We start from the raw sequence: 22,609 nt of genomic DNA, 5'->3' as shown, positions 1-22,609 counted from the left end.
TGCCGTGTACCGGTGGAGTCGCTCGGACCCGTGAGGTGAACTTGCGTGAAGTGAATGAGGTTGTCCGTCTGATCGCCGTCTGGTTGCCGTCTGATCGCTGATTGCCGTCTGAATCGCCTGTCCGCGCCGGAATCCTTGTGAGCGTAGCGTGACTGGAGTGTCGCAGTGCGCGAAGAGCGTGGGATCGCGCGTACGCAGATACGTTCCGCTTGACGCCCCACCGAGTCCCCGTCGTCGCGATGTGTGACGACCTCGGAGCGCCAACTCCGCGATTTCCCAAGGACATCGAGGATTCATCCGGACGGCCGAACACGGTCCGTCATGATCCTCCTCCCTCCGGGAAGACCGACAGAATCGCCTGGCGTGTCAACTGCCAGCCGTCGCCGTGTCGTTCGACGAACCCAAGTGAGCGCAACTCGTACAGCCGACCGACAACCTCGTCCACCGCCGTCCCCGCCCCGACCGCGATCTCCTTGACCGACGCGCTGCCCCGGCCGGGCAGCGCGGCCAGGATCCGCGCGGCCTCCGGGGCGAGCAGATCGCGCGGCACGACGGGCCCGCGCCGCCGCGGCGCCACCTCGCCCATGTCCCCCACCAGCTCGACGACTTCCGCCGCGTCGGTCACCAGGACACCGTCCCCGCGCAGGAGTTCATGCACCCCGGCCGAAAGGCCGCTGGTGGCCGGCCCCGGCACCCCCATCGCGTGCCGGCCCAGCTCCTGCGCACTGCGCGCCGTGACCAGCGCACCGCTGCGGTACGCCGCCTCGACGACGACGCTGCCCCTGGTCAACGCGGCGATGACACGGTTGCGGAGGATGAACCTGCTCGGCGTCGGATGATCACCCGGCGGCAACTCCCCCACCACGAGACCCTGTTCCGCGATCCGCCCGATCAACTCGGCATGCCCCCGCGGATAGGGCCGGTCGACCCCGCACGCCAGCACCGCCACCGTGGCACCCCCGGCACCCAGCGCCCCCCGATGCGCGGCCCCGTCCACCCCATAGGCCCCGCCCGAGACGACGACCCAGCCCCGCTCGGCAAGCCCCGCGCCGAGAGCGCCCGCCATATGCGCCCCGTACTCCGTACAGGCCCTCGCGCCCACCACGGCCACCGACCGCAGCGCCCATATCCGCAGGCTGGGCCGCCCCCGCACCCACAGCCCGACGGGTCTCGCGTCCCCCAGGTCGTCCAGCTGCACGGGCCACTCCGCCTCCCCCGGACACACGAACCGCACCCCGGCGTCCCGCGCCGCCGCCAGGTCAGCGGCGGGCCGCGCCCGAGCCGCACGGGCCCGCAGCCCTTCCCACCGCGCGGGCGTCACCCCGTCGAGGTGCTGCTCCCCCGCCCCGAGCCGCCGCACCACCTCGACGGCACCGGCCTCCCGCAGCCACCGCCCGGCCACCTGGTCCCCCGGTTCGAGAATCCGCGTCAGCGCGGCCCTCGCCGTACGCTCCTCCCCCTCCCCCTCCTCCTCCGACCCGCCCGCCCCGGACGTCACGCCGACGCCCCGATCGCCATGGGCGCGCCCCGCGACACCCCCGTACGCAACTGCAGCGCCAGCGCCACGTCCTGCGCCGACGGCCGGTCGCGCCCGGCGAGGTCCGCCACCGTCCACGCCACCCGCAGCACCCGGTCGAGCCCCCGGGCGGTCAGGAACCCACGCTCCAGGTCGACTTCGGCGGCATCCAGCGCTCCCGGCTCGGCCGGCCACCGCGTGCGCAGCGCATGCCCCGGCACCTCACTGTTCGTCCGCCACCCGGTGCCGGCCAGCCGGGCCGCCGCTCTCTCCCGGGCGGCACGCACCCGGTCGGCGACCGTCTGCGTGGCATCGCCGCGTGTCCCGTGCCCGGCCAGCTCGGAGCGTGTCACGGGCTCCACCTCGACCCTCAGGTCGACGCGGTCGAGCAGCGGACCCGAGAGCCGTGCCTGGTAGCGGCGGACGGCCGAGGCCGGGCATTCGCAGCCGTCCCCCAGCAAGGTGTGCCGACCGCAGGGACAGGGATTGGCCGCGAGCACCATGAGGAACCTCGCCGGCAGCCGCACCACCCCCGCGCTGCGGGCGATCACCACATGGCCCGCTTCGAGCGGCTGCCGCAGGGAGTCCAGGGCCCGGCTGCTGAACTCCGGCGCCTCGTCGAGGAAGAGCACGCCCCTGTGCGCCAACGAGACCGCGCCCGGCCGTGCGAGGCCCTGGCCGCCGCCCACCAGGGACTGCATCGTCGCCGAGTGGTGCGGCGCGCAGTACGGCGCGGCGTCCACCAGCGGCTTGCCCGGCGGCAGCATGCCCGCCACCGAGTGGACGGCGGTTACCTCCAGGGACTCCTCACGGGTCAGCCGGGGCAGGATCGCCGGCAGCCGCTCCGCGAGCATCGTCTTCCCGGCGCCCGGCGGCCCTTGGAGGAAGAGGTGGTGCGCGCCCGCGGCGGCCACCTCCACGGCGGTGCGGGCCGACAGCTGCCCGACGACATCCGCCAGGTCCAGCGCATGGGTCTCGTCAAGACCTCCGCCGAGCCCCGAACCGACGCCCGTGCCGGGCACGCAGAGCCCCGCGAGCAGCGGGTCTGGCCGCCCCGGCTCGACGGGCTCCTCCTCCGGCACCGGCTCATCGGTCAGCACCGCGATCAGCTGCCGCAGGCTGCGCACTCCGAGCACCGAGATCCCCGGCACCAGCGACGCCTCGGCCGCCGTGCACTCCGGGACGACGACCTGCTCATAGCCCGCGTCCGCAGCGGCCAGGGTCGCGGGCAGCACACCGCGCACCGGCCGCACCCGCCCGTCGAGCCCCAGCTCGCCGATCATCACGATGTCGGCGAGCACCCGCGGATCGATGCGCTCCGCGGCGCCAAGGCTCGCACAGGCCACCGCCAAATCGAATCCGCTGCCGCCCTTGGGCACCGACGCCGGGCTCAGGCCCACGGTGAGCTTCTTCTGCGGCCACTCACCGCCCGAGTTGACCACCGCGGCCCTGACCCGGTCCTTGCTCTCCGTCAGGCTCTTGTCGGGGAGCCCGACCAGCGTGAACGCCGCGACGCCGGGCTCCAGATCGGCCTGCACCTCGACGACCACGCCCTCGACGCCCACCAGCGCCACCGAACACGTACGCGCGAAGCCCATCTCAGGCCACCCCCCGCGCGTGCTCCACGACGGGGGCGCCGCGCCGGGGGATCAGCACCCCGACGAGGTCGATCCGGACCCCGCCCGGCGGCGGACCGCCCCGCTCCTCGATCCAGCGCTCGGCGAGCCGCCGCAGCCGCTCCGCCTTGGCGCGGCCCACCGCCGCCATCGGATGCTGATAGATCACCGAGCCGGCCAGGCCCGCCCTGCGCGTCTTGACCTCGCAGACGACGAGCGCCTCGCCGTCCATCGCCACGATGTCGATCTCGCCGGTCCTGCCACCGCGCCAGTTGCGCTCCAGAACCGTCATCCCGGCTTCACCGAGCCGCCTCGCGGCCAGTTCTTCGCCGTACCGCCCGAGTGCCCCCCGTGCGTTCATGTCGGCACCACCTCCGACACCCACACTGGGGCCCGGACGCGCACCTTGTGGATCTTGGTGGACAACGCGGGCGTTGTGGACAACCCGCTCACCCGATGCGGTGAAACCCCCGCGGAACCGCCGCGGAGCCTGCCGTGGACCGGCTCAGCTCCCCGGCAGCTCGAGGTCGCTCTTGTTCAGCTCCTCGATATTCACGTCCTTGAACGTCAGGACGCGCACCTGCTTCACGAACCGTGCGGGCCTGTACATGTCCCACACCCAGGCATCCGCCATGGATACCTCGAAGAAAACCTCACCCTGGACCGAGTGCACCTGCATCTCGTAGTCATTGGTGAGATAGAAGCGCCGTTCGGTCTCGATCACATATTTGAACAGACCGACGACATCGCGGTACTCCCGGTAGAGCTTCAGCTCCATCTCGGTCTCGTACTTCTCGAGGTCCTCGGCGCTCATGGCATGTTCCCCTTCAGCCTTGCGTCCCCCTATTGTGCGTCAGCCCCTGGAGCCTCTACACGATTTCCGTGTCGAGGATCTCGGGCCTGCCCGGAGGACCCTCGTCGAGCAGCCTGCGAAGCAGCTCGGCGAGCCTGGTCGGATACACCGTCTCATGTGCCTCGGTCAGTTCCCGGCACGTCCACCAACGCGCTCCGGCCACACTCCGCCGCTCAAGCTCCGTCAGCCCCGTGGCCTGCGTCGCCGTCTGCGACGTACGCGCCAGGAAGTACCGCTCGTCCTGGTCCCAGCGCCGCCCGGCGAAGGGGAAGGAGCAGACCCGCTGCCACAGGGCGGGACCGAGCTCGACCTCGGTGATGCCCGTCTCTTCCATCAGTTCACGCAACGCGGCCTGTTCATGCGTCTCGTCGCCCTCCAGACCGCCGCCGGGCGTGAACCACCAGTCGTCGGCCGGATCGTCCGGCTCATGCCCGTGCAGCAGCAGGATGCGGTCCTGCGGGTCGAGCAGCACCACCCGTGCGACCTCGCGCAGCGGCCGCTCCGTCCCCTCAGCCGACATGGGCGGCCTCTCCCGAGCGACTGCCGCTCCGGGACCGCTCACGCCCGCGCCCGAGCCGCTTGGCGATCGGCCCGTAGGCGGCGCCGCCCAGGACGAGCACCGCACCGGCCACCACGGCCGTCACCATCAGCCGCAGCGGACCCGGATCGGAGATGCCGCCCGGCATCTGGGCGAAACCGTCGGCGCTCTCCAGCATCCCGAACTTGCCCAGCGGCCACGCCACCGCGTCGACCCGCCCCTCCACCGCGCTGCGCGGCACCGAGCCGTGGTCGCCGTCGCCCAGGTGCACGCTGGAGTCCAGGGAGCCGCTGCGCTCGTCGCCGAGCAGGAACAGCCGGCCCTTGGGCACGGTCGTGGCGGGGATGCCGGTGGCCGCGGCGCCCTTGCCCTCCGGCAGATACGGTTCTGCGACCTGCTTGCCATTGACCATCAGCTTGCCGTCCGTGCAGCAGGAGACCCGGTCGCCGCCGACGGCGACCACGCGCTTGACCATCGGCAGGTCGCCCCAGCTCGACTCCCGGAAGACGACGACGTCACCACGGCGCACCTCGTCGCCGTCCACCCGCTCGGCGAGCACCCGGTCGCCCGCGCCGATCGTCGGCGTCATCGACCCGGTCGGGACGGTGTACGGCTGGTACACGACCGCGCCCCATACGAAGCCGCCCAGGAAGAGCACACAGCCGAGGGCCACGGCCAGCCCCGACAGCACGCTGCCGAGCCGCCCGCGGCCCTCGTCCGTACGTTGTGTCCTGCTCATCCCAGTGCTCCCCCATGTTCGGAGACGACCCCGCGCCCCCTGCACCAGGGGCATCGGAAGATCGGCGATCTGGGACGGCACCCTACCCGGCGGTACCTCCGCCAGAAACCCTCGCGCTCCCGTCGGCGGCCACCGCGAGGCGGCGCCTGCGCCACAGCACGACCGGCACGGCGCCCGCGAGCCCGAGGGCCGCCGGAGCGGCGCTCAGCGCGGCGCTGATGCCCGGCTGGTCGAAGGTGTCCGGCTTGGGCAGCGTCGCCCAGCGGGTGGGCGGCCAGGCGATCACGATCGCGCGGCCCACCACGTTGTCCACGGGGACCGCGCCGCCGCCCGGCTGGTTCTGGTGGTAGCGGGAGTCCAGCGAGTTCTGCCGGTGGTCACCCATGACCCAGATTTTGCCCGCGGGCACGGTCACCTTGAACTGGCCGCCCTGGTCGTCGACGCTGCACGGGGTGTTGCCCTCGAAGACGTACGGCTCGTTCAGCGCCTTGCCGTTGACCTTCACCGGACCGGTGCCCTTGCACTCAACGGTGTCGCCGCCGACCGCGATGACCCGCTTGATCAGGTCCTTCTCGTCGGCGGACGGCATCAGGCCGACCCAGCCGAGGACCCGCTGGATCGCGTTCGGGTCCGGCGTCGGCTCACCGTCCAGCCAGTGGCCGGGGTCCCTGAAGACGACGACCTCGCCGCGCTCGGGCTCCGAGCCGAACCACGGCGTCAGCTTGTCGACCAGGACCCGGTCGCCCTGCTGCAGGGTGTTCTGCATCGAGTCCGAGGGAATCGAGAACGCCTGCACCAGGAAGGTCTTGATCACCAGCGCCAGGATCAGCGCGATGCCGATGAGGAGCGGGAGTTCCTTCCAGAAGGACCGGGGCTTCTTCGGCCCCTTGGCGCGCTTCCCCGGCTGGTCACCGCTGCCGGGACCACCGTCCGCGGGCTCGCTGTCGGGCTTCACTCCGTCCGCCGCGGAATCGATCACCGGCTCTTCCGACCGCCCCGGCTGTTCCTCGGGCCCATCGTGTCCGGACCGTGCGCCGACCGCCACGTCCCCCACATCCACTCCTCAGTCCGTGCCGCCGCCTGCCCCATATGCGATGCAGGCCCACCACTCCCATAACGAGCGGGAGTTCCGCAGGGGTCGGGAGTCCGGTCAATCCGTATCGATCGCCGGGAACCACCCTATGCGACGGGCCCAGGGCCACGTCCGACCCGGATGGCGCGTCGGGTACGGAGGCATACGTGTCCGGCTCCTCCAGCTTGCGCCAGTGGTCGAAGGGCCAGGCGATGACGAGCGCGCGCCCCACCACGCTCTCCTCGGAGACGGTGCCGCTGAACTTCTCGGTGCGGTGGAAACGGGAGTCGGCCGAGTCGGAGCGGTGGTCCCCCATCACGAAGAGGCGCCCTTCGGGGACCTTCACCGTGAACTCGAAGGAGGACGGCTCGTCCTTGTCGTCCGGGTGGATGTACGGCTCGGTGAGCGGCACTCCGTTGACGGTGACCTTGCCGTCCTTGTCGCAGCACTTCACGGTGTCGCCGCCGACGCCGACCACGCGCTTGATGAGGTCCCGTTCGTTGTCGGAGGGCAGCAGACCGATGAAGGTCAGGCCCTCCTTGATCTGCTTGACGCCCACGGGGTCGTCCTTCGTCTTCCCCTTCTCGTCCTCCAGCCAGTTGCCGGGGTCCTCGAAGACGACGACGTCGCCGCGCTCCGGCTTGGCGCCGAACCACGGGGTGAGCTTGTCGACGAGCACCCGGTCGCCGATCTTGATCGTCTGCTCCATCGAGCCCGAGGGGATCACGAAGGCCTGCACCAGGAAGGTCTTCAGGACCAGGGCTATGAGGAGCGCGACGCCTATGAGGAGAGGTATCTCCTTGATCGCCGAGCGCTGCCGGCGCCGCTTGACCTTCTTGGCGAGCTTGCGCCGCTCGGCCCTTCCGGGCAGTACGGGACCGCTGGTCGGCCGGGATCCGGTGGGCAGCCGGGTGTCGGCCCGGTGGCTTGCGCGTGTCCGTCCGCGGTTACCCATGCGCGCCGCCTGGTGCCGGCACGCGCGCGTAGCTGTCGGGACGCTCCAGGGAGGCCCAGTGTCCGAGGGGCCAGGCGATCCAGTCCGCTCGGCCGATGACGGAGTCGACGGGGATCATGCCGCCGCCGGGCTGCCCCAGATGGTCGCGGGAGTCACGGGAGTCGCTGCGGTGGTCCCCGAGGAGGAAGAGACTGCCTTCGGGTACGACGACGTCGAAGCGCACCTTCGAAGGGGCGTCCCCCGGGTACAGATACGGCTCGTCGACGGGCTCGCCGTTCACCTTGATCCTCCCCCGCTTGTCGCAGCAGACCACCCGGTCTCCCGCCACTCCTGCGACCCGCTTGATGTAGTCGGCATCTCCGAAGTAGCCGCTGCCGTCGAAGACGACCGCGTCACCTCGCTGCGGCTCGGAACCGAAACGGTACGCCAACTTGTTGACGAGTACCCGGTCCCCGACCCGGAACGCGGGCTCCATGGACCTGCTGGGGATCTGGAAGGGCTGCACCACGAAGGTGCTGAGGACGAGCAGGAACACCATGCACATCAGCAGGGTGAGGGTGACTCTGCCGCCCGGGATCCACTCCACGAACGACATAAAAGCGGAGCGCGACCGGTCCTCCGTCCCGTCCGAACCCCCGACGCGCTCGGCGTCCGGGGAATCTGCGGGTCGGGAGGAGCGGTCGCGCTCCGTGTGCTGTGCTTCGGTGTCCATCGGGGCCAGATGCTATCCGGCCCCGATGTGAGCCCGTGCGTCAGCTCAGCTGTCGCGCTTCTCCTTGATCTTCGCGGCCTTGCCGCGCAGGTCACGGAGGTAGTACAGCTTCGCGCGACGCACGTCACCGCGGGTGACGAGCTCGATCTTCTCGACGATCGGGGTGTGCACCGGGAAGGTGCGCTCGACGCCTACGGAGAAGGAGACCTTGCGGACCGTGAAGGTCTCGCGCACGCCGGCACCCTGGCGGCGGATGACTACGCCCTTGAACTGCTGCACACGGGAGCGGTTGCCCTCGATGACGCGGACGTGGACGTTGACGGTGTCACCCGGGCGGAAGGCCGGGATGTCGCTGCGCAGCGACGCGCTGTCGACGGCGTCGAGCAGGTTAGCCATGATCGTCTGCTTTCTTCGCTGATGCCACAGGTCATCAGCGGGAGTTCGTGATGAAGGATTCGATAGCTGATCGCGTCGGGCGGGCGTCTGGACCATCCCCGTGTAGACGAGGAGCAAGCTTCGGTCGATCCCCCTGTGGCAGGGGCGCACGCTGGACGTACAGCAGCGGCCTATTCTTCCACGGCCTCGGGGTGTCTCCCAAATCGGCCGTCGGGGCCGGGCCGCCAGCCCAGGATGCTGAGCATCTCGCGGTCCTTCTTGTCGAAGGCAGCGGGGTCGCAGCGCTCGATCAGATCGGGCCTGTTGCGGGTGGTGCGGCGGAGCGCCTCGTCCCGCCGCCAGCGGGCGATCTTGCCGTGGTGGCCGCTGAGCAGCACGTCCGGGATGCCCTGGCCGCGCCACTCGGGGGGCTTCGTGTAGACGGGCCCTTCGAGGAGGTTGGCCATCGCGCCGGGGGCGAAGGAGTCGTCGCGGTGGGACTCGGCGTTGCCGAGGACGCCGGGCAGCAGCCGGGCCACGGCCTCGGTGACGACCAGGACGGCCGCCTCGCCGCCCGCGAGGACGTAGTCGCCGATCGACACCTCGTAGACGGGCATCCGCGTCGCGTACTCGTCGATGACACGGCGGTCGATGCCCTCGTAGCGCGCGGGCGTGAAGACCAGCCAGGGCCGCTCGGAGAGCTCGACGGCGAGTTCCTGGGTGAAGGGGCGCCCGCTGGGCGTGGGGACGACGAGGACGGGGCCGTGGGCGCCCGCCTCGTACCCCGCGGCGAGTGCGTCGTCGAGGCAGTCGCCCCACGGCTCGGTCTTCATGACCATGCCGGGGCCGCCGCCGTAGGGGGTGTCGTCGACCGTGTTGTGCCGGTCGTACGTCCACTGCCTGAGGTCGTGCACGTTGACGTCGAGTTGTCCACGCGCGCGTGCCTTGCCGACGAGGGAGACGTTCAGGGGTTCCAGGTACTCGGGGAAGATCGTGACGACGTCGAGCCGCATCAGGCGTCGTCCTCCGGGGCGGACTCGGCGTCACGCGTGGAGACGCTGTGTCCATCAGCGACTTCGTCGCGGGCCGCGCGGTCGTCGATCAGGCCCGGCGGCGGGTCGATGATCGCCCGCTGCTCCTCCAGGTCGATCTCGGTGACGATCTCCTCCACGAAGGGGATCATCACCTCGCTGCCGTCGGGGCGCTCGACGATGAAGAGGTCCTGCGAGGGCAGGTGCGAGATCTCGGTGATCCGGCCGACCTCGAGCCCGTCCTTGGTGACGACGTCGAGGTCCATCAGCTGGTGGTCGTAGAACTCGTCCTCTTCCTCGGGGAGCTCTTCCGGGTCGACCTCGGCGATCAGGATCGTGTTGCGCAGCGCCTCGGCGGCCGTGCGGTCGCGTACGCCCTCGAAGCGCAGCAGGAGCCGGCCGCTGTGCACCCGGCCGGTCTCGATGGTCAGCGGCCCCGTGGAGGCGGGGTCGGTGGCGAGGACGGCGCCGGGGCCGAGCCGCAGCTCCGGCTCGTCCGTGCGCACCTCGACGGTGACCTCACCCTTGATGCCGTGGGCGCGGCCGATCCGCGCGACTACCAGCTGCACTGCTCTCTCTCCTGTCGTGTGCCCACGGCGTTCCTCCGTCGGCGGCTACAAACGACTACGGGCCGGGGAGGGCCAAGAAGCCCTCCCCGGCCCGTGCCGGTGCTGCGTGCGGTTCAGTGAACCTGGTCCACGTCGACGAGGTCGACGCGGACACCGCGGCCGCCGATGGCGCCCACGACGGTCCGCAGAGCCCGCGCGGTGCGGCCGTTACGGCCGATCACCTTGCCGAGGTCGTCGGGATGCACCCGGACCTCCAGGACGCGCCCACGGCGCAGGTTGCGCGAAGCCACCTGCACGTCGTCGGGGTTGTCGACGATGCCCTTCACGAGGTGCTCGAGAGCCTCCTCGAGCATGCTCAGGCCTCGGTCGACTCGGTGGACTCAGCCTTGGCCTCGTCCGCCTTCTTGTCAGCCTTCTTGGCCTTCTGGGTGATGGCCTCACCCTTGGCGTCGTCGCCCTCGAGGCCCTTGGTGAAGGCCTCGAACGCGGCGCGCTTGTCCTTGGGCTCCGCGACGAGCAGCGGCGCCGGGGCCGGCAGGCCCTTGTGCTTCTGCCAGTCACCGGTGAGCTTCAGGATCGCCATGACCGGCTCGGTCGGCTGGGCGCCGACGGAGAGCCAGTACTGCGCGCGCTCCGAGTCGACCTCGATGCGCGAGGGGTTCTGCACCGGGTGGTACAGGCCGATCTCCTCGATGGCCCGGCCGTCACGGCGGGTACGGGAGTCGGCGACGACGATGCGGTAGTGAGGCGAACGGATCTTGCCCAGACGCTTCAGCTTGATCTTGACTGCCACTGGAGTGGTGTCTCCTGGTCTTGACGTGGTTGGGCACAACGAGATGCCACGTGGGGTTGCGGTACTCGGGGTGCCCGATGGACGCGTCAGCCGGAGGCGAGAGGGTTCCTATGCGGCTGTCGAGTACAGCTAGCCATTGTGCCACAGACCTCGGGGGCGCCCGAACCGGGTCCGGCCGCCCCGCTCCAGCTCAAACGTGTCACCGGGCGGCGGCGCCGACCACTTCCGGGATGCGGAAGGGCTTTCCGCAGCCACCGCAGACGATGGGCGCCTGGGCGAGCACCGAAGGGACCACGCGGACGTTGCGCCCGCAGTCGCAGACCGCCTTGACGCGGACGCCGCCTCCGGAGGAGCCGTGCCGGGCGGCCGGGCCCCGGAAGCTCCGTGCGGTGTCGGCCGCGGTCGCCGCGGTGTGCGCCTTCAGGGCACGCTGCAGCCGCTCGATCGTCGGGCGGTAGCGCTTGCGGGCCTCTGGGTTGAGCGTGACCAGCGAGAAGCCGCTGCTCGGGTGCGGCTCCTCGGGGTGGTCGAGGCCCAGCTCCTCGGCGATCGCGAGGAATCTGCGGTTGTGGTAGCGGCCCGCGCGTGAAGTGTCGCGTACGCCGCGTGACGCGGCGATGCCATGGACTGCCTCATGGAGCAGTCGCTCGAAGGAGAGCTCGGCGCCGCAGGCGGACGACGATTCTCCGATCAGGGATTCGGGCGCGGCAAGGTCGGGCAGCTCGGGGTGGTGCCGCTGAATATCGGCCCACGCCTGTGCCAGCTCTGCGGCGAGAACAGGTGGTGTCGTGCTCACGTCGTGAACAACGAGCCGGGATGCCCAGGGGTTCCATTCCGGGGCATCCCAAATAATTTGCACGTACCCGTCAGTTGCCGTTGATGCGTCCGGACGAGGGCGGGTGCGCTGATCTGCGGAGAAGCCTCACAGCTCACACCAAGCTGGTACGTAGTAGCGCGTACGCCCCGGCGCGTAGAGCAGGTCCGCACGCCGGATCTCTTGTCGCCTCATGGGGCGTACGAGCCGAACGCGTGCGCTCAGTAGGCGCGGGCCACGACAGCGACGTTACCGGGGGTCTCATCGGCGTCCGGCACCGCCCCCGCCTCCGTGACCAGACACCGTACGGAGACGGAGTGCTCGGCGAGGCGGGCCTCGCCCTCGGGGCCGAGGTCGGCCCACGGGATGCGGGCCCAGCCGCCTGCTGCGGTGGCCTCCACGGCCTCCTCGACGGTGGTGACGTCCGAGGTGCGGGACTCCCTGCGCTCACGGGCCTGCGCGAGCAGCAGCGCCTGGTCCTCTTCGAGGACGGTGGGGAGCAGCGCGGCCAGGGAGTCGATCGGCACGGGCTGTTTGCCGCCCGCGATGCGGCGGGCCACCATCGCCGTGCCGTTCTCCAGGTCGCGCGGTCCGACCTCGACGCGTACCGGCACGCCCTTGAGCTCCCAGTCGACGGCGCGACGCCCGAAGGGGGTGTCCGTGTGGTCGTCGACCTGGACGCGCACCCCGGCCGCCTTGAGCCGGCCGCCGATCTCGCGGACCTTGGCGAGCACCTCCTCGTCGCCCTTGATGGCGAGGACGACGACCTGGACGGGCGCGAGGCGGGGCGGCACCCGCAGGCCGTTGTCGTCGCCGTGCATCATCACCAGGGCGCCGACCATCCGTGTCGTGCTGCCCCAGGAGGTCTGCCAGACGAGTTCCTGCTTGCCCTCCTTGGACAGGTACTGGGTCTGGAAGGCCTTGGCGAAGTTCTGGCCGAGTTCGTGGCTGGTGCCGAGCTGGAGGGCCTTGCCGTCGCCCATCATGCCTTCGAGGGTGAGGGTGTTGATGGCGCCCGCGAAGCGCTCCTGGGCGGTCTTGCGCCCCAGGACGAAGTCCATCGCCAGGACCTCCCGCATGAAGTCTCCGTAGACGTGCTCGTGGATGCGGGCGGCGAAGTCGCGTGCGTCCTCGTACGTCGCGTGGGCCGTGTGGCCCTCCTGCCAGAGGAACTCCGAGGTCCGCAGGAAGAGCCGGGGCCGCAGCTCCCAGCGGACCACGTTCGCCCACTGGTTGATCAGCAGCGGCAGATCGCGGTAGCTCTGCACCCACTTGGAGAAGTACTCGTTGACGATCGTCTCCGAAGTGGGGCGGACGACGACCGGCTCCTCCAGCTCCTTGCCGCCGCCGTGCGTGACGACGGCCAGTTCGGGGGCGAAGCCCTCGACGTGCTCGGCCTCGCGGGTCAGATACGACTGGGGGATGAGGAGCGGGAAGTACGCGTTCTGGGTACCCGTCTCCTTGATGCGGGCGTCCATGTCCTGCTGCATGCGTTCCCACAGGCTGTATCCGTACGGTCGGATCACCATGGTGCCGCGCACCGGACCGTTGTCGGCCAGTTCGGCCTTGTTGATCAGATCCTGGTACCAGCGCGGGAAGTCTTCCGCGCGGGGCGTGAGAACGGGTGCTTTGGCCATGGCGCGCATGGTACGGCGGAGCCCCCTGCGGGACGCGGAATTTACCGCTCCAGGGGGCGCACGACAGTGGCACGCAAGCATTGCCACACAACCCCTGGACGCCACGACGGATGCGGAGTTCTCTGGCATACGGGGGGAGTACGAGCGCACTGCACGGGGGCGGACGAACCGTTGGAATACGACACTCCAGTAACTCTCGGCGGATTGGGGCGCTTTCGATGACACCTACGCTCGCGCAGCCGCGCCCTCCCCGCGCGGGTGCGACCGCCCGCGTGGACCGGTGCGCACGCGCGCGTGACTGGGCGGAGATCCAGGAACGGATGCTGGTCCCGCTCTATGAAGCGGTGTACGAACGACTCGAAGTGGACGACAGGACGCGGCTGCTCGGACTCGGCTGCGGCTCCGGGCTCGCCCTCCTGATGGCGGCCGCACGCGGCGCGTCGGTCACCGGCGTCGACTCGTCGGCGCCCGAACGGCTCGCCCTGGCACGCGAACGGCTGCTGCCGGAGTCGGACTGGGGCACCCGCCCGCGCGGCGACACACGCCTCGTCGAGGGCGGCCCCGCAGACGTGTCGGAGCCGGACCTGCCCGCGTACAACCTGGTGACCGCGTTCCAGCCGATCGGCTGCACGGCGGGTGACTCCGAGGGGCTCTCCGCCCTGCTCGAGTCCGCCACGCCGCTCGCCGCCCGCGGCACCCCCGTGGTGCTCGCCGGCTGGGGTCCACCGGAGCGCTGCACGACCTCTTCTGTACTGAAGGTGGCGACAAAGCTCGCCGACCCTCTCCGTAGTACGGGAAGTTGGCGCCCCGCACTCCGGGACGACCTGGAAGAGGTCGCCCAGCGGGCCGGCCTCAAGCCGGACGGGTCGGGCCGGGTGGCATGCCCCTTCGGGTACGCGGACACGGAGAGCGCCGTCCGCGGGCTGCTCTCGACCGGCCTGTTCGACGCGGCGGTGAGCGCGACGGACCTGGCACAGGTCGAGAAGGAACTGACGGAGGCCCTCCATCCGCACCAGCGCGGGGACGGCACGGTGTGGATGCCCAATGTGTTCCGCTACTTGATCGCGCGTACGCGGTAGCCGATCCGCCGGCCCTCGGTGCCGGCCCTCGGCGCTAGCCCTCGACCGGGCGCAGCGACTCCTGAAGGCGCTCGAGCAGAACCTTGGCCGCCGGGCTCGCCGGACCGTCCGTGCGCCACGTGAGCGCGATCCGGCCACGGGCGCGCGGCTCCGTGATCTCCAGCGTCCGCAGCCCGTAGGCGGCCGCCGTACGGGGCTCGATCGCCGGAAGGACGGCCACGCCGAGACCGCGGGCGACGAGCTGGACGAGCGTCTGCGGAGCCGCCGCCTCGAAGGCGATACGGGGCCGGATGCCGGCCTGTGCGCAGGCGCGGTCGAGCACCCCGCGTACGCCGCTGCCGCGCGGGAGGCTGATCAGCGGCCGGTCGTGCAGCTCTGCCAGCGGAACCGTCGTACGGCCGGCAGCGGCGACCAGCGGGTCGCCCTCGGGCACGACGGCGACCAGGGCCTCGTCGATCACGAACTGGAGCGAGACGCCCGGCGGCGGCTCCTTGTCCGTCAGGCCGAGCAGGGCGATGTCCAGTTCCCCGCGGCGCAGCGCGGCGAGCATCCGGTCCGACGCGTCCTCAGTGAGGGCGATCTCGACGTCCGGGTGGTCGTCGTGGAAGTCGGCGAGCACGGAGACGACGTCGAACTCGTGGGAAGCGGCCCCGGCCACGAGCCCGACCGTGACCTGGCCGCGCAGCAGCCCGGTGAACGCGTCCGCGGTGTGCCGCATCCCCTCGGCGGCGGCGAGCGCGGCCCGCGCGTAAGGCAGCACGGCCGCGCCGACCTCCGTAGGTGTCACCGAGCGCCCCGAGCGGTCCAGGAGACGCTGTCCGAGTTCGCGCTCCAACTGCCGTATCTGGGCGCTCACTCCGGGCTGGGCCAGGTGCAGCCGGGCGGCGGCGCGGGTGAAGTTGGCCTCTTCGACGACGGCTACGAAGTACTGGAGCTGACGGAGTTCCATGACCCAAGATGCTAGAAGCAGGCGTGCTGGCCACGAGAAGATCCAGCTCTTGGACTTATGGCGAGACGGCCTGAACCCTGGAGAGGTGGACATCAAAGCCTCGATCGCCGCCGAACGTCAGGAACTCGCCGACCTGCTCGACGCGCTGTCTCCGGAGCAGTGGGACGCGCCGTCGCTGTGCGCGGGCTGGCGGGTCCGCGAGGTGGCGGCCCATATGTCGCTGGGCTTCCGCTACTCGCTGCCGAGGACCGTCGCCGAGCTCGTCAAGGCGCGCGGCAGTCTGCACCGGATGACCGACCGCGGCGCCCGCGCGGACGCCGCCGCGTTCTCCACGGACCGGCTCGCCGCGTTCCTGCGGGACAACGCGGGCCATCCCTGGCAGCCGCCCATGGCCGGGATCGAGGGCGCCCTGGGGCACGACGTGGTCCACGGCCTCGACATCTCGGTCGCCCTGGGGCTCGGCCGCAGGGTTCCCCTGGACCGCGTACGCATCCTTCTTAAGAAGGTGACGCCCAAGAGCACCAAGTTCTTCGGGGCGGACGTCGGCGGCGTCGAGCTGCGCGCCGACGACCTCGACTGGAGCTACGGCAGCGGACCGCCGCTGACCGGCGCGGCGCAGGACGTCCTGCTGGTCCTCTACGGCAGGAAGCTGCCCCCGGGGCACCTGCGGGGGCAGCTCGAATCCCGCTTCATCGCGGCCTAGCCGTCTAGCCGTCTAGCCGTCTGGCCGTCTGGCCGTCTGGCCGTCTGGCCGCCAAGTCGCTGCGTCACCACATCGCCTAGTCGACGTCCTTGGTGAGCCGCGTGATCCCCGCGATCCGGTAGGCGGCGGTCTCCTCCAGGGTCTCGTTCGCCAGGAGTGCCTCGGCCAGTGCGTCCAGTTGGTCGCGGTGCTCGCGCAGTTGGCGGCACGCGCTCTCGTAGCACTCGTCCACGATCCGCCGCATCTCGCCGTCGATCACGTCGAGGGTCTCCGGGGCCGCCGCGAGGCCGTAGGGCTGCTGGCCGTCGTTCGGCAGGGCGGAGAGGCGGCCCACGCGTTCGCTCATGCCCCAGCGGCCGACCATGCCGCGGGCGATGTTGGTGACCTGTTCGAGGTCGCTCTCGGCGCCCGTCGTGATGACCCCGAAGACGACCTGTTCGGCCGCCATGCCGCCCAGGGCGCCGATGATGCGGCCGCGCAGATACTCCTCCGTGTACGCGTACTTGTCAGCGTCCGGCGTCGACAGGGTGACGCCGAGGGCGCGCCCCCGGGGCACGATGGTGATCTTCCGGACCGGGTCGGCACCGGGCTGCAGCATGCCGAGCAGGGCGTGACCGCTCTCGTGGTACGCCGTGCGCCGCCGCTCCTCGTCGGGCATCACCAGCGGCCGTTCGGCGCCGAGCTGCACCTTCTCCAGGGCCTCGGAGAGGTCGGCCTGGGTGACCTTCTTCTGCTTGCGCTTGACCGCGAGCAGGGCGGCCTCGTTGGCCAGGTTGGCGAGTTCCGCGCCGGTCATTCCCGGTGTCGTACGGGCGACTTGGGCGAGGTCGGTGTCGTCCGCCATCGGGATCTCGCGCGTATGGATCTTGAGGATGGCCTCGCGTCCGCCGCGGTCGGGCGGGCTGACGGTGACGACGCGGTCGAAGCGCCCCGGCCGGGTCAGGGCCGGGTCGAGGATGTCGGCCCGGTTGGTGGCCGCGAGCACGATGACGCCCTCCGAGCCCGAGAAACCATCCATCTCGGTGAGGATCTGGTTCAGCGTCTGCTCGCGCTCGTCGTGTCCGCCCATGCCGCTGCCGCCGCCGCGGGCCCGGCCGATGGTGTCGATCTCGTCGATGAAGATGATGGACGGCGCGACCTTGCGCGCCTCGGCGAAGAGTTCGCGTACGCGCGAGGCGCCGACGCCCACGATCATCTCGATGAACTCCGAGGCGGACGCCGAGAAGAAGGGCACTCCAGCCTCGCCCGCCACGGCCCGCGCGAGCAGCGTCTTTCCGGTGCCGGGCAGTCCGGCGAGCAGCACGCCGCGCGGCATCTTGGCGCCCATCGTGCGATAGGCCTCGGGGTTCTTCAGGAAGTCGACGACATCGCTGAGCTCGCCCTCGACCTCGTCGATGCCCGCCACGTCCTCGAAGGTGGTGCGCTTCTCCCCCGGTTCGAGTTCGACCGGCTTCGGCGGCGCCTTGCGGCCCAGCATGCCGCCGCCCGCGCCGCCCATCCCCGAACTCATCCGCCGGGCGATGAAGATCCACAGGAAGACGAGGAGCAGCATCGGGGCGAGCGAGATGAGCAGGTTGGAGAGGAAGCTGCGCTCTTGGACGACGGGCTCGGCGGTGACCGTGACGTCGTGTTCGGTCAGGTCGTCCCAGAGCTTGTCGTCGGCGAAGGCGGGCCGCTGGGTGGTGAACTTGGTGTACTTCCCCTTCTCGTCGCCCGGCTTCTCCTGCTCCTTCTTGAGCTGCCCCTGGATCGCGTCGCCCTTGGCGTAGATCTTCGAGACGTTCCCGGAGTCGACCTGCTTGCTGAACTCCGTGTACGAGATCGTCGGCTCGTCGCCCTCGTTGAAGAAGGAGAGGACGAGGTTGGCGATGAGATAGACGATGAGCGCGGTGAGGATGAGCCCGCCCCATCCGCCCGGCATCTTCTTCTTCGTCGGCGGCTTGGGCTCGGGCGGCGGCGCGCCCTCGGAGCGCCAGGGCTTGTCGGTCGCCCGGCGCGGCGGCACAGGGTTGCTCATATCCGGACGTTACGACACAAACAGCGCATGGGCACCCGCGCCGAAAACGCCTGGGGCGCCCCTCTCGACAGAGGAGCGCCCCAGATGTCGTACGAAGAATGAGCCGCCGCCGAAGCGCCGGCTCACCCCGCGTCGACCACTAGCCCATGAACTTCTTGAACTCGTCCGGCAGCTCGAAGTCCTTGCCCTGCTCGCCCGCGGGCAGACCGAAGGCGCCGCCGGACTGCGCGGCCTGCTCGCGGCGGGCGGCGTCCTCCTGCTCCTGCTGCTTGCGCTTCATCGGGTTGCCGGAGCGCTGCTTGCCCTTGGCCTGCTTCTGCTTCTTCTTCTGCTTGCCGGCGCCGCCGCCCATGCCCGGCATCCCGGGCATACCCGGCATGCCGCCGCCCTGCGCCATGCGGGACATCATCTTGCGGGCCTCGAAGAACCGCTCGACGAGGTTCTTGACCGCGCTGACCTCGACGCCCGAGCCCTTCGCGATACGGGCGCGGCGCGAGCCGTTGATGATCGTCGGCTCCTGGCGCTCGCCGGGGGTCATCGACTTGATGATCGCGGCGGTGCGGTCGACGTCCCGCTCGTCCAGGTTGTTGATCTGGTCCTTGATCTGGCCCATCCCGGGCATCATGCCGAGCAGCTTGCTGATGCTGCCCATCTTCCTGACCTGCTCCATCTGGGCCAGGAAGTCGTCGAGCGTGAAGTCCTGGCCCTTCTTGGAGGCCAGCTTCGAGGCCATCTTCTCGGCCTCTTGCTGCGAGAAGGTCTGCTCGGCCTTCTCGATCAGCGTGAGCATGTCGCCCATGCCGAGGATGCGGGACGCCATGCGGTCCGGGTGGAACGCGTCGAAGTCGTCCAGCTTCTCGCCGTTGGAGGCGAACATGATCTGGCGGCCGGTGACCTGCGCGATGGAGAGCGCGGCACCACCACGGGCGTCGCCGTCGAGCTTCGAGAGGACCACGCCGTCGAAGCCGACGCCGTCGCGGAAGGCCTCGGCCGTGTTGACCGCGTCCTGACCGATCATCGCGTCGACGACGAAGAGGACCTCGTCGGGGCTGACGGCGTCGCGGATGTCCGCGGCCTGCTGCATCAGCTCCTGGTCGATGCCGAGGCGTCCGGCGGTGTCGACGATGACCACGTCGTACTGCTTGGACCTGGCGAACTCGACGGAGTCCTTGGCGACCTGGACCGGGTCGCCCACGCCGTTGCCCGGCTGCGGGGCGTAGACGCCGACGCCGGCGCGCTCGGCGACGACGCTGAGCTGGTTGACGGCGTTGGGGCGCTGCAGGTCGCACGCGACCAGGAGCGGCGAGTGGCCCTGCGCCTTCAGCCAGAGGCCGAGCTTTCCGGCGAGGGTGGTCTTACCGGCACCCTGGAGGCCCGCGAGCATGATGACGGTCGGCGGGTTCTTCGCGAACCGCAGCCGTCGGGTCTCGCCGCCGAGGATGCCGATGAGCTCCTCGTTGACGATCTTGATGACCTGCTGGGCGGGGTTGAGCGCCTGGGAGACCTCGGCTCCGGCGGCGCGCTCCTTGACCTGCTTGATGAAGGCGCGGACGACGGGCAGGGCCACGTCCGCCTCGAGCAGGGCGATGCGGATCTCGCGCGCCGTGGCGTCGATGTCCGCCTCGGACAGGCGGCCCTTGCCCCGGAGGTTCTTGAATGTCGCTGCGAGGCGGTCGGAGAGAGTATCGAACACGGCGGTCGCGAATCCTCGGGTCGTCGGGGGCGGGCGGTTGGTCGCCCTCCAGGGTATCTGGCTGCCGGAGCGGGCGGATCCCGTCCCCTGCGCGGGGAGCGGTGGGCCGTCCACTTCTTGCCCGACGGGGACTGCTCCCGCGCCTCCTCCTTGCCCGGCAAGGACTGTTCCCGTCCCTCCCTCTCGCCCGGCAAGGACCGCTCCCGTCCCACCTCCTCGCCCAGCAGGAACCGTTCCCGTCCCACCCTCTCGCCCAGCAGGAACCGCTCCCGCGCCCGCCCGCCGCATCGCTGCCCCGGCTACAGCAGGCTGTGCCCACCCTTTCCCCAGTTCTCCGCTTCGCGCGAGCAGGGGAGACCCCACTCGCCCTGCGGAACGCCTGCCCACGCGGGGAGCGGGGAAGCCGGCACAGCCCCCTTACCCACGCGGGGAGCGGGGAAGCCGACGCAGCCCCCTTACCCCCGCAGCGCCTCCTCCACCGCCCTGGCCACACCCGCCGCCCGCTCCCCCTCCAGCGGCGCCCTCCCCGACCCCTCCGTCACATAGAACGCGTCCACCGCGTTCGCGCCCAGCGTCGAGACATGTGCGCTGCGGACCGCCACCCCCGCCGACTCGAGCGCGCGGCCGATGCGGTGGAGGAGGCCCGGTGCGTCCTGGGCCCGTACCTCGATCACCGTCGCCAGACGCGAACCCGCCGGAGCGACCGTCACGCGGGGCGGCGGCGCCACCGTCCCCCGGCGCCTCGGATACGCCGCGTCCCGCTCGGCCAGCCGCCCGGCGATGTCCAGCGAGCCGTCGAGCGCCCGTACCAGGTCGGCCCGTAGCCGCGCCGCCTGCGGCAGCGAACCGTACTCGGCGGCCACCCGCCAGTTCAGGAGCAGCACGGAGTCCTCGCCGCCCATCGGCAGCCCCACCGCACGGAACTCCGCCGTCCGCACCGCGAGCCGGTGCATGGCGAGGACTCCGGCCACGGCGGGCAGCACCCCCGCCTGCTCCGGCACCGCGATGACCAGCTCCACGCCCAGCGGCTCCGGCTCCCCCGAGCCCGCGTCCGGGTCGGAACCCTCCATCTGCGCCCGCAGCGCCAGCACGGGCCCGCCCGTCCGGAACGCCTCCACCGCGAGCCGCTCCTGCTCGGCGGTCGGCTCCCCGTCCTCCGGAGCCGCCGCGGGCTCGTCCCCCGAAAGCACCGCCCCGACCCGCTTCACCAGGTCGGCGACGAGCGACCCCCGCCACGTCGACCAGGCCGCGGGACCGGTGGCCAGCGCGTCCGCCTCGGTCAGCGCGTGCAGCAGCTCCAGCGTTCCCGGGGACCCCACGGCCTCGGCGACGGCCCGTACCGTCGCCGGATCGTCCAGGTCACGCCGGGTGGCCGTCTCGACGAGCAGCAGATGATGGCGTACGAGACAGGCGAGGACGGCCACGTCCGCCCGGTCGAAGCCGATCCGCGCCGCCACGTCCCGCGCGATGATCTCCCCGGCCACCGAGTGGTCCCCCGGCCAGCCCTTCCCGATGTCGTGCAGCAGCCCGGCCACCAGGAGCAGGTCGGGGCGCCCGACCCGGCGGGTCAGCTCGGCGGCGCGTACGGCGGTCTCCACGAGATGCCGGTCGACGGTCCAGGTGTGCACGGCGTTGCGCTGCGGCCGGCACCGCACCCGCTCCCAGTCGGGCAGCATCCGGGTGATCAGGCCCTCGGCCTCCAGCGCCTCCCAGACCTCGACGGTCGGCCGCCCCGCGCCGAGCAGCGTCACGAGCTGCTCCCTGGCCTCGGCCGGCCACGGCGTGGGCAGCGGCCGGGCGGCGGCGGCCATCCGCCGCACGGCGTGCAGCGACAGCGGAAGCCCGGCCTGCGCGGCGGCAGCGGCGGCCCGCAGCGGCAGCACCGGGTCGCGCTCGGGGCGGGCGGCCCGCGCGAGGACGACCTCTCCGTCCTGCTCGACGACCCCCTCGGCCAGCGGCGACCGCTCGGCGGCAGCCGCCGCCCCCTTGCCGCCCAGCATGGCCCGCAGCTTGGGCCGCACGGCACGGGACCGCAGCACCCGGCCGACCTCGCGCCATGTCACGTCACTGGCGTACGAGACGGTCCTTGCCGCCTCGTACACCTGCCGCAGCAGCGTGTCGGCGTCCAACAGGCCCAGTTCCGCCGCGACTTGGTCCTGCTCCTGCAAGGCGAGGCGGTCCGTCGCCCGGCCCGTGGTCAGATGCAGCGCGTCGCGTACGTCGAGCAGCCTGCGGCGCGCGTCGGCGAGTCCCTCGCGGGGCGCGTCGGCCAGCCACGAGGCGGCGACGGCCCGCAGCGCGGTCGCGTCCCGCAGCCCACCCCTGGCCTCCTTGAGGTCCGGCTCCAGGAGATAGCTCAACTCGCCCTGCCGCTCGGCCCGTTCCTCGCACAGCTCACGCAGCAGCGGCAGCCGCTTCGGCGCGAGGTTGCGCCAGTCGGCGAGGACGGCGGTGCGCAGCCCGGCGGTCAGCCCCGGATCGCCCGCGATGTGCCGCGCGTCGAGCAGCCCCAGCTGCACCTTCAGGTCGTCGCCCGCGGTCTTGCGGGCCTCCGTCGGCGTACGAACGGAGTGGTCGAGCGCGAGCCCCAGGTCCCAGACGGGGTACCAGACGCGGTCGGCGAGGGCGGCCACCTCGCCGGGGTCCGCGCTGCCGTCGTGCAGCAGCAACAGGTCCAGGTCGCTGCGCGGCGACAGCTCGCCCCTGCCGTAGCCGCCGACGGCGACGAGCGAGGCGCCCCGCGGCGTGCCCGCGCCGTCGAAGAGCCCGGTCAGCCACTCGTCGGTGAGGTCGGCGAGGGCCGAACGGCGCGGCGGCCCGGACTGCGCCTCCCCTTGGAGGAGGTGCAGCCGGGCCGCCGCGTAGCCGCTGGGTCCGGAGTCTTCCGCGTCCGATTCGGTTCGTACGTCCACACTCGTCACCCAGCAGCTCCTGTCAGTCCCGCTCAG

Annotated in this window: 22 protein-coding genes; 2 read left to right on the top strand and 20 right to left on the bottom strand. The window is 71.3% G+C overall.

Going from position 1 to position 22,609, the window contains the following annotated elements:
- Nucleotides 1-319: 319 nt before the first annotated feature.
- The 16 genes from dprA to proS all read right to left on the bottom strand — a co-directional run bounded on the left by dprA (nt 320) and on the right by proS (nt 13,220).
- A complete protein-coding gene (gene dprA, locus ACIBKX_RS29445) occupies nt 320-1,498 on the bottom strand; it encodes a DNA-processing protein DprA (RefSeq protein WP_363273550.1) in 1,179 nt (392 codons plus the stop codon).
- Nucleotides 1,495-3,114 carry a YifB family Mg chelatase-like AAA ATPase gene (locus tag ACIBKX_RS29440; RefSeq protein ID WP_363273551.1) on the bottom strand — a complete coding sequence of 540 codons (1,620 nt, stop codon included), beginning with the start codon at nt 3,112-3,114 and terminating at the stop codon, nt 1,495-1,497. Before ACIBKX_RS29440 ends, dprA begins: the two co-directional genes overlap by 4 nt.
- Nucleotide 3,115: 1 nt before the next feature.
- Nucleotides 3,116-3,493, bottom strand: coding sequence for a YraN family protein (locus ACIBKX_RS29435; RefSeq protein ID WP_363273552.1), 378 nt, complete (start codon nt 3,491-3,493; stop codon nt 3,116-3,118).
- A gap of 144 nt (nt 3,494-3,637) precedes the next feature.
- Complete coding sequence (locus tag ACIBKX_RS29430) at nt 3,638-3,946, bottom strand: DUF2469 domain-containing protein (protein WP_005311352.1); 309 nt, start codon at nt 3,944-3,946, stop codon at nt 3,638-3,640.
- 55 nt (nt 3,947-4,001) lie between these two features.
- A complete protein-coding gene (locus tag ACIBKX_RS29425) occupies nt 4,002-4,505 on the bottom strand; it encodes an NUDIX hydrolase (RefSeq protein ID WP_363273553.1) in 504 nt (167 codons plus the stop codon).
- Nucleotides 4,495-5,262: a signal peptidase I gene (gene lepB / locus ACIBKX_RS29420; RefSeq protein ID WP_363273554.1), complete on the bottom strand. Its 768-nt coding sequence runs from the start codon at nt 5,260-5,262 to the stop codon at nt 4,495-4,497. Before lepB (ACIBKX_RS29420) ends, ACIBKX_RS29425 begins: the two co-directional genes overlap by 11 nt.
- 82 nt (nt 5,263-5,344) lie before the next feature.
- Nucleotides 5,345-6,241 (bottom strand): signal peptidase I, encoded by an 897-nt coding sequence (gene lepB, locus ACIBKX_RS29415; RefSeq protein WP_399376407.1) that lies wholly within the window; start codon nt 6,239-6,241, stop codon nt 5,345-5,347.
- Complete coding sequence (lepB, locus tag ACIBKX_RS29410; RefSeq protein ID WP_363273555.1) at nt 6,171-7,289, bottom strand: signal peptidase I; 1,119 nt, start codon at nt 7,287-7,289, stop codon at nt 6,171-6,173. Before lepB (ACIBKX_RS29410) ends, lepB (ACIBKX_RS29415) begins: the two co-directional genes overlap by 71 nt.
- Complete coding sequence (gene lepB, locus ACIBKX_RS29405; protein ID WP_363273556.1) at nt 7,282-8,001, bottom strand: signal peptidase I; 720 nt, start codon at nt 7,999-8,001, stop codon at nt 7,282-7,284. Before lepB (ACIBKX_RS29405) ends, lepB (ACIBKX_RS29410) begins: the two co-directional genes overlap by 8 nt.
- A 45-nt stretch (nt 8,002-8,046) precedes the next feature.
- On the bottom strand, nt 8,047-8,397 hold the full coding sequence (rplS, locus tag ACIBKX_RS29400; protein WP_363273557.1) for a 50S ribosomal protein L19: 351 nt from the start codon (nt 8,395-8,397) through the stop codon (nt 8,047-8,049).
- 170 nt (nt 8,398-8,567) lie between these two features.
- A complete protein-coding gene (trmD, locus tag ACIBKX_RS29395; protein ID WP_363273558.1) occupies nt 8,568-9,389 on the bottom strand; it encodes a tRNA (guanosine(37)-N1)-methyltransferase TrmD in 822 nt (273 codons plus the stop codon).
- Nucleotides 9,389-9,976, bottom strand: a complete 588-nt coding sequence (gene rimM, locus ACIBKX_RS29390) for a ribosome maturation factor RimM (RefSeq protein WP_363273559.1) — start codon at nt 9,974-9,976, stop codon at nt 9,389-9,391. The genes trmD and rimM overlap by 1 nt, the downstream gene beginning before the upstream one ends.
- 113 nt (nt 9,977-10,089) lie before the next feature.
- The gene (locus tag ACIBKX_RS29385; RefSeq protein ID WP_030361979.1) at nt 10,090-10,329 is read right to left on the bottom strand and encodes an RNA-binding protein; all 240 of its coding nucleotides are present in this window, start codon (nt 10,327-10,329) and stop codon (nt 10,090-10,092) included.
- A 2-nt stretch (nt 10,330-10,331) separates the two neighbouring features.
- Nucleotides 10,332-10,769 (bottom strand): 30S ribosomal protein S16, encoded by a 438-nt coding sequence (rpsP, locus tag ACIBKX_RS29380; RefSeq protein ID WP_363273560.1) that lies wholly within the window; start codon nt 10,767-10,769, stop codon nt 10,332-10,334.
- 199 nt (nt 10,770-10,968) lie between these two features.
- Nucleotides 10,969-11,565: a hypothetical protein gene (locus ACIBKX_RS29375; RefSeq protein ID WP_363273561.1), complete on the bottom strand. Its 597-nt coding sequence runs from the start codon at nt 11,563-11,565 to the stop codon at nt 10,969-10,971.
- 239 nt (nt 11,566-11,804) lie between these two features.
- Complete coding sequence (gene proS / locus ACIBKX_RS29370; protein WP_363273562.1) at nt 11,805-13,220, bottom strand: proline--tRNA ligase; 1,416 nt, start codon at nt 13,218-13,220, stop codon at nt 11,805-11,807.
- Nucleotides 13,221-13,438: 218 nt separating this feature from the next.
- On the opposite strand from proS, the gene ACIBKX_RS29365 reads away from it, so the two are divergent.
- The gene (locus tag ACIBKX_RS29365; RefSeq protein ID WP_363273563.1) at nt 13,439-14,299 is read left to right on the top strand and encodes an SAM-dependent methyltransferase; all 861 of its coding nucleotides are present in this window, start codon (nt 13,439-13,441) and stop codon (nt 14,297-14,299) included.
- A gap of 34 nt (nt 14,300-14,333) precedes the next feature.
- Here the strand turns inward: ACIBKX_RS29365 and ACIBKX_RS29360 are convergent, their stop codons facing one another.
- Nucleotides 14,334-15,248 (bottom strand): LysR substrate-binding domain-containing protein, encoded by a 915-nt coding sequence (locus ACIBKX_RS29360; RefSeq protein ID WP_363273564.1) that lies wholly within the window; start codon nt 15,246-15,248, stop codon nt 14,334-14,336.
- 85 nt (nt 15,249-15,333) lie between these two features.
- Here ACIBKX_RS29360 and ACIBKX_RS29355 point away from each other — a divergent pair, with 85 nt between their 5' ends.
- A complete protein-coding gene (locus ACIBKX_RS29355; protein WP_363273565.1) occupies nt 15,334-15,951 on the top strand; it encodes a maleylpyruvate isomerase family mycothiol-dependent enzyme in 618 nt (205 codons plus the stop codon).
- 76 nt (nt 15,952-16,027) lie between these two features.
- Here ACIBKX_RS29355 and ftsH read toward each other — a convergent pair whose 3' ends face one another.
- The 3 genes from ftsH to ACIBKX_RS29340 form a co-directional block, all read right to left on the bottom strand.
- On the bottom strand, nt 16,028-17,968 hold the full coding sequence (ftsH, locus tag ACIBKX_RS29350; RefSeq protein WP_363273566.1) for an ATP-dependent zinc metalloprotease FtsH: 1,941 nt from the start codon (nt 17,966-17,968) through the stop codon (nt 16,028-16,030).
- Between the two features lie 139 nt (nt 17,969-18,107).
- A complete protein-coding gene (gene ffh, locus ACIBKX_RS29345; RefSeq protein ID WP_363273567.1) occupies nt 18,108-19,661 on the bottom strand; it encodes a signal recognition particle protein in 1,554 nt (517 codons plus the stop codon).
- 455 nt (nt 19,662-20,116) lie between these two features.
- Nucleotides 20,117-22,582, bottom strand: a complete 2,466-nt coding sequence (locus ACIBKX_RS29340) for a [protein-PII] uridylyltransferase (protein WP_363273568.1) — start codon at nt 22,580-22,582, stop codon at nt 20,117-20,119.
- Nucleotides 22,583-22,609 lie beyond the last annotated feature (27 nt).

The sequence above is a fragment of the Streptomyces sp. NPDC050658 genome (assembly GCF_044457025.1).
Lineage (GTDB): Bacteria > Actinomycetota > Actinomycetes > Streptomycetales > Streptomycetaceae > Streptomyces.
Note: the sequence above shows the minus strand (reverse complement) of the source record. Positions and strands in the feature narration are given on the sequence as shown.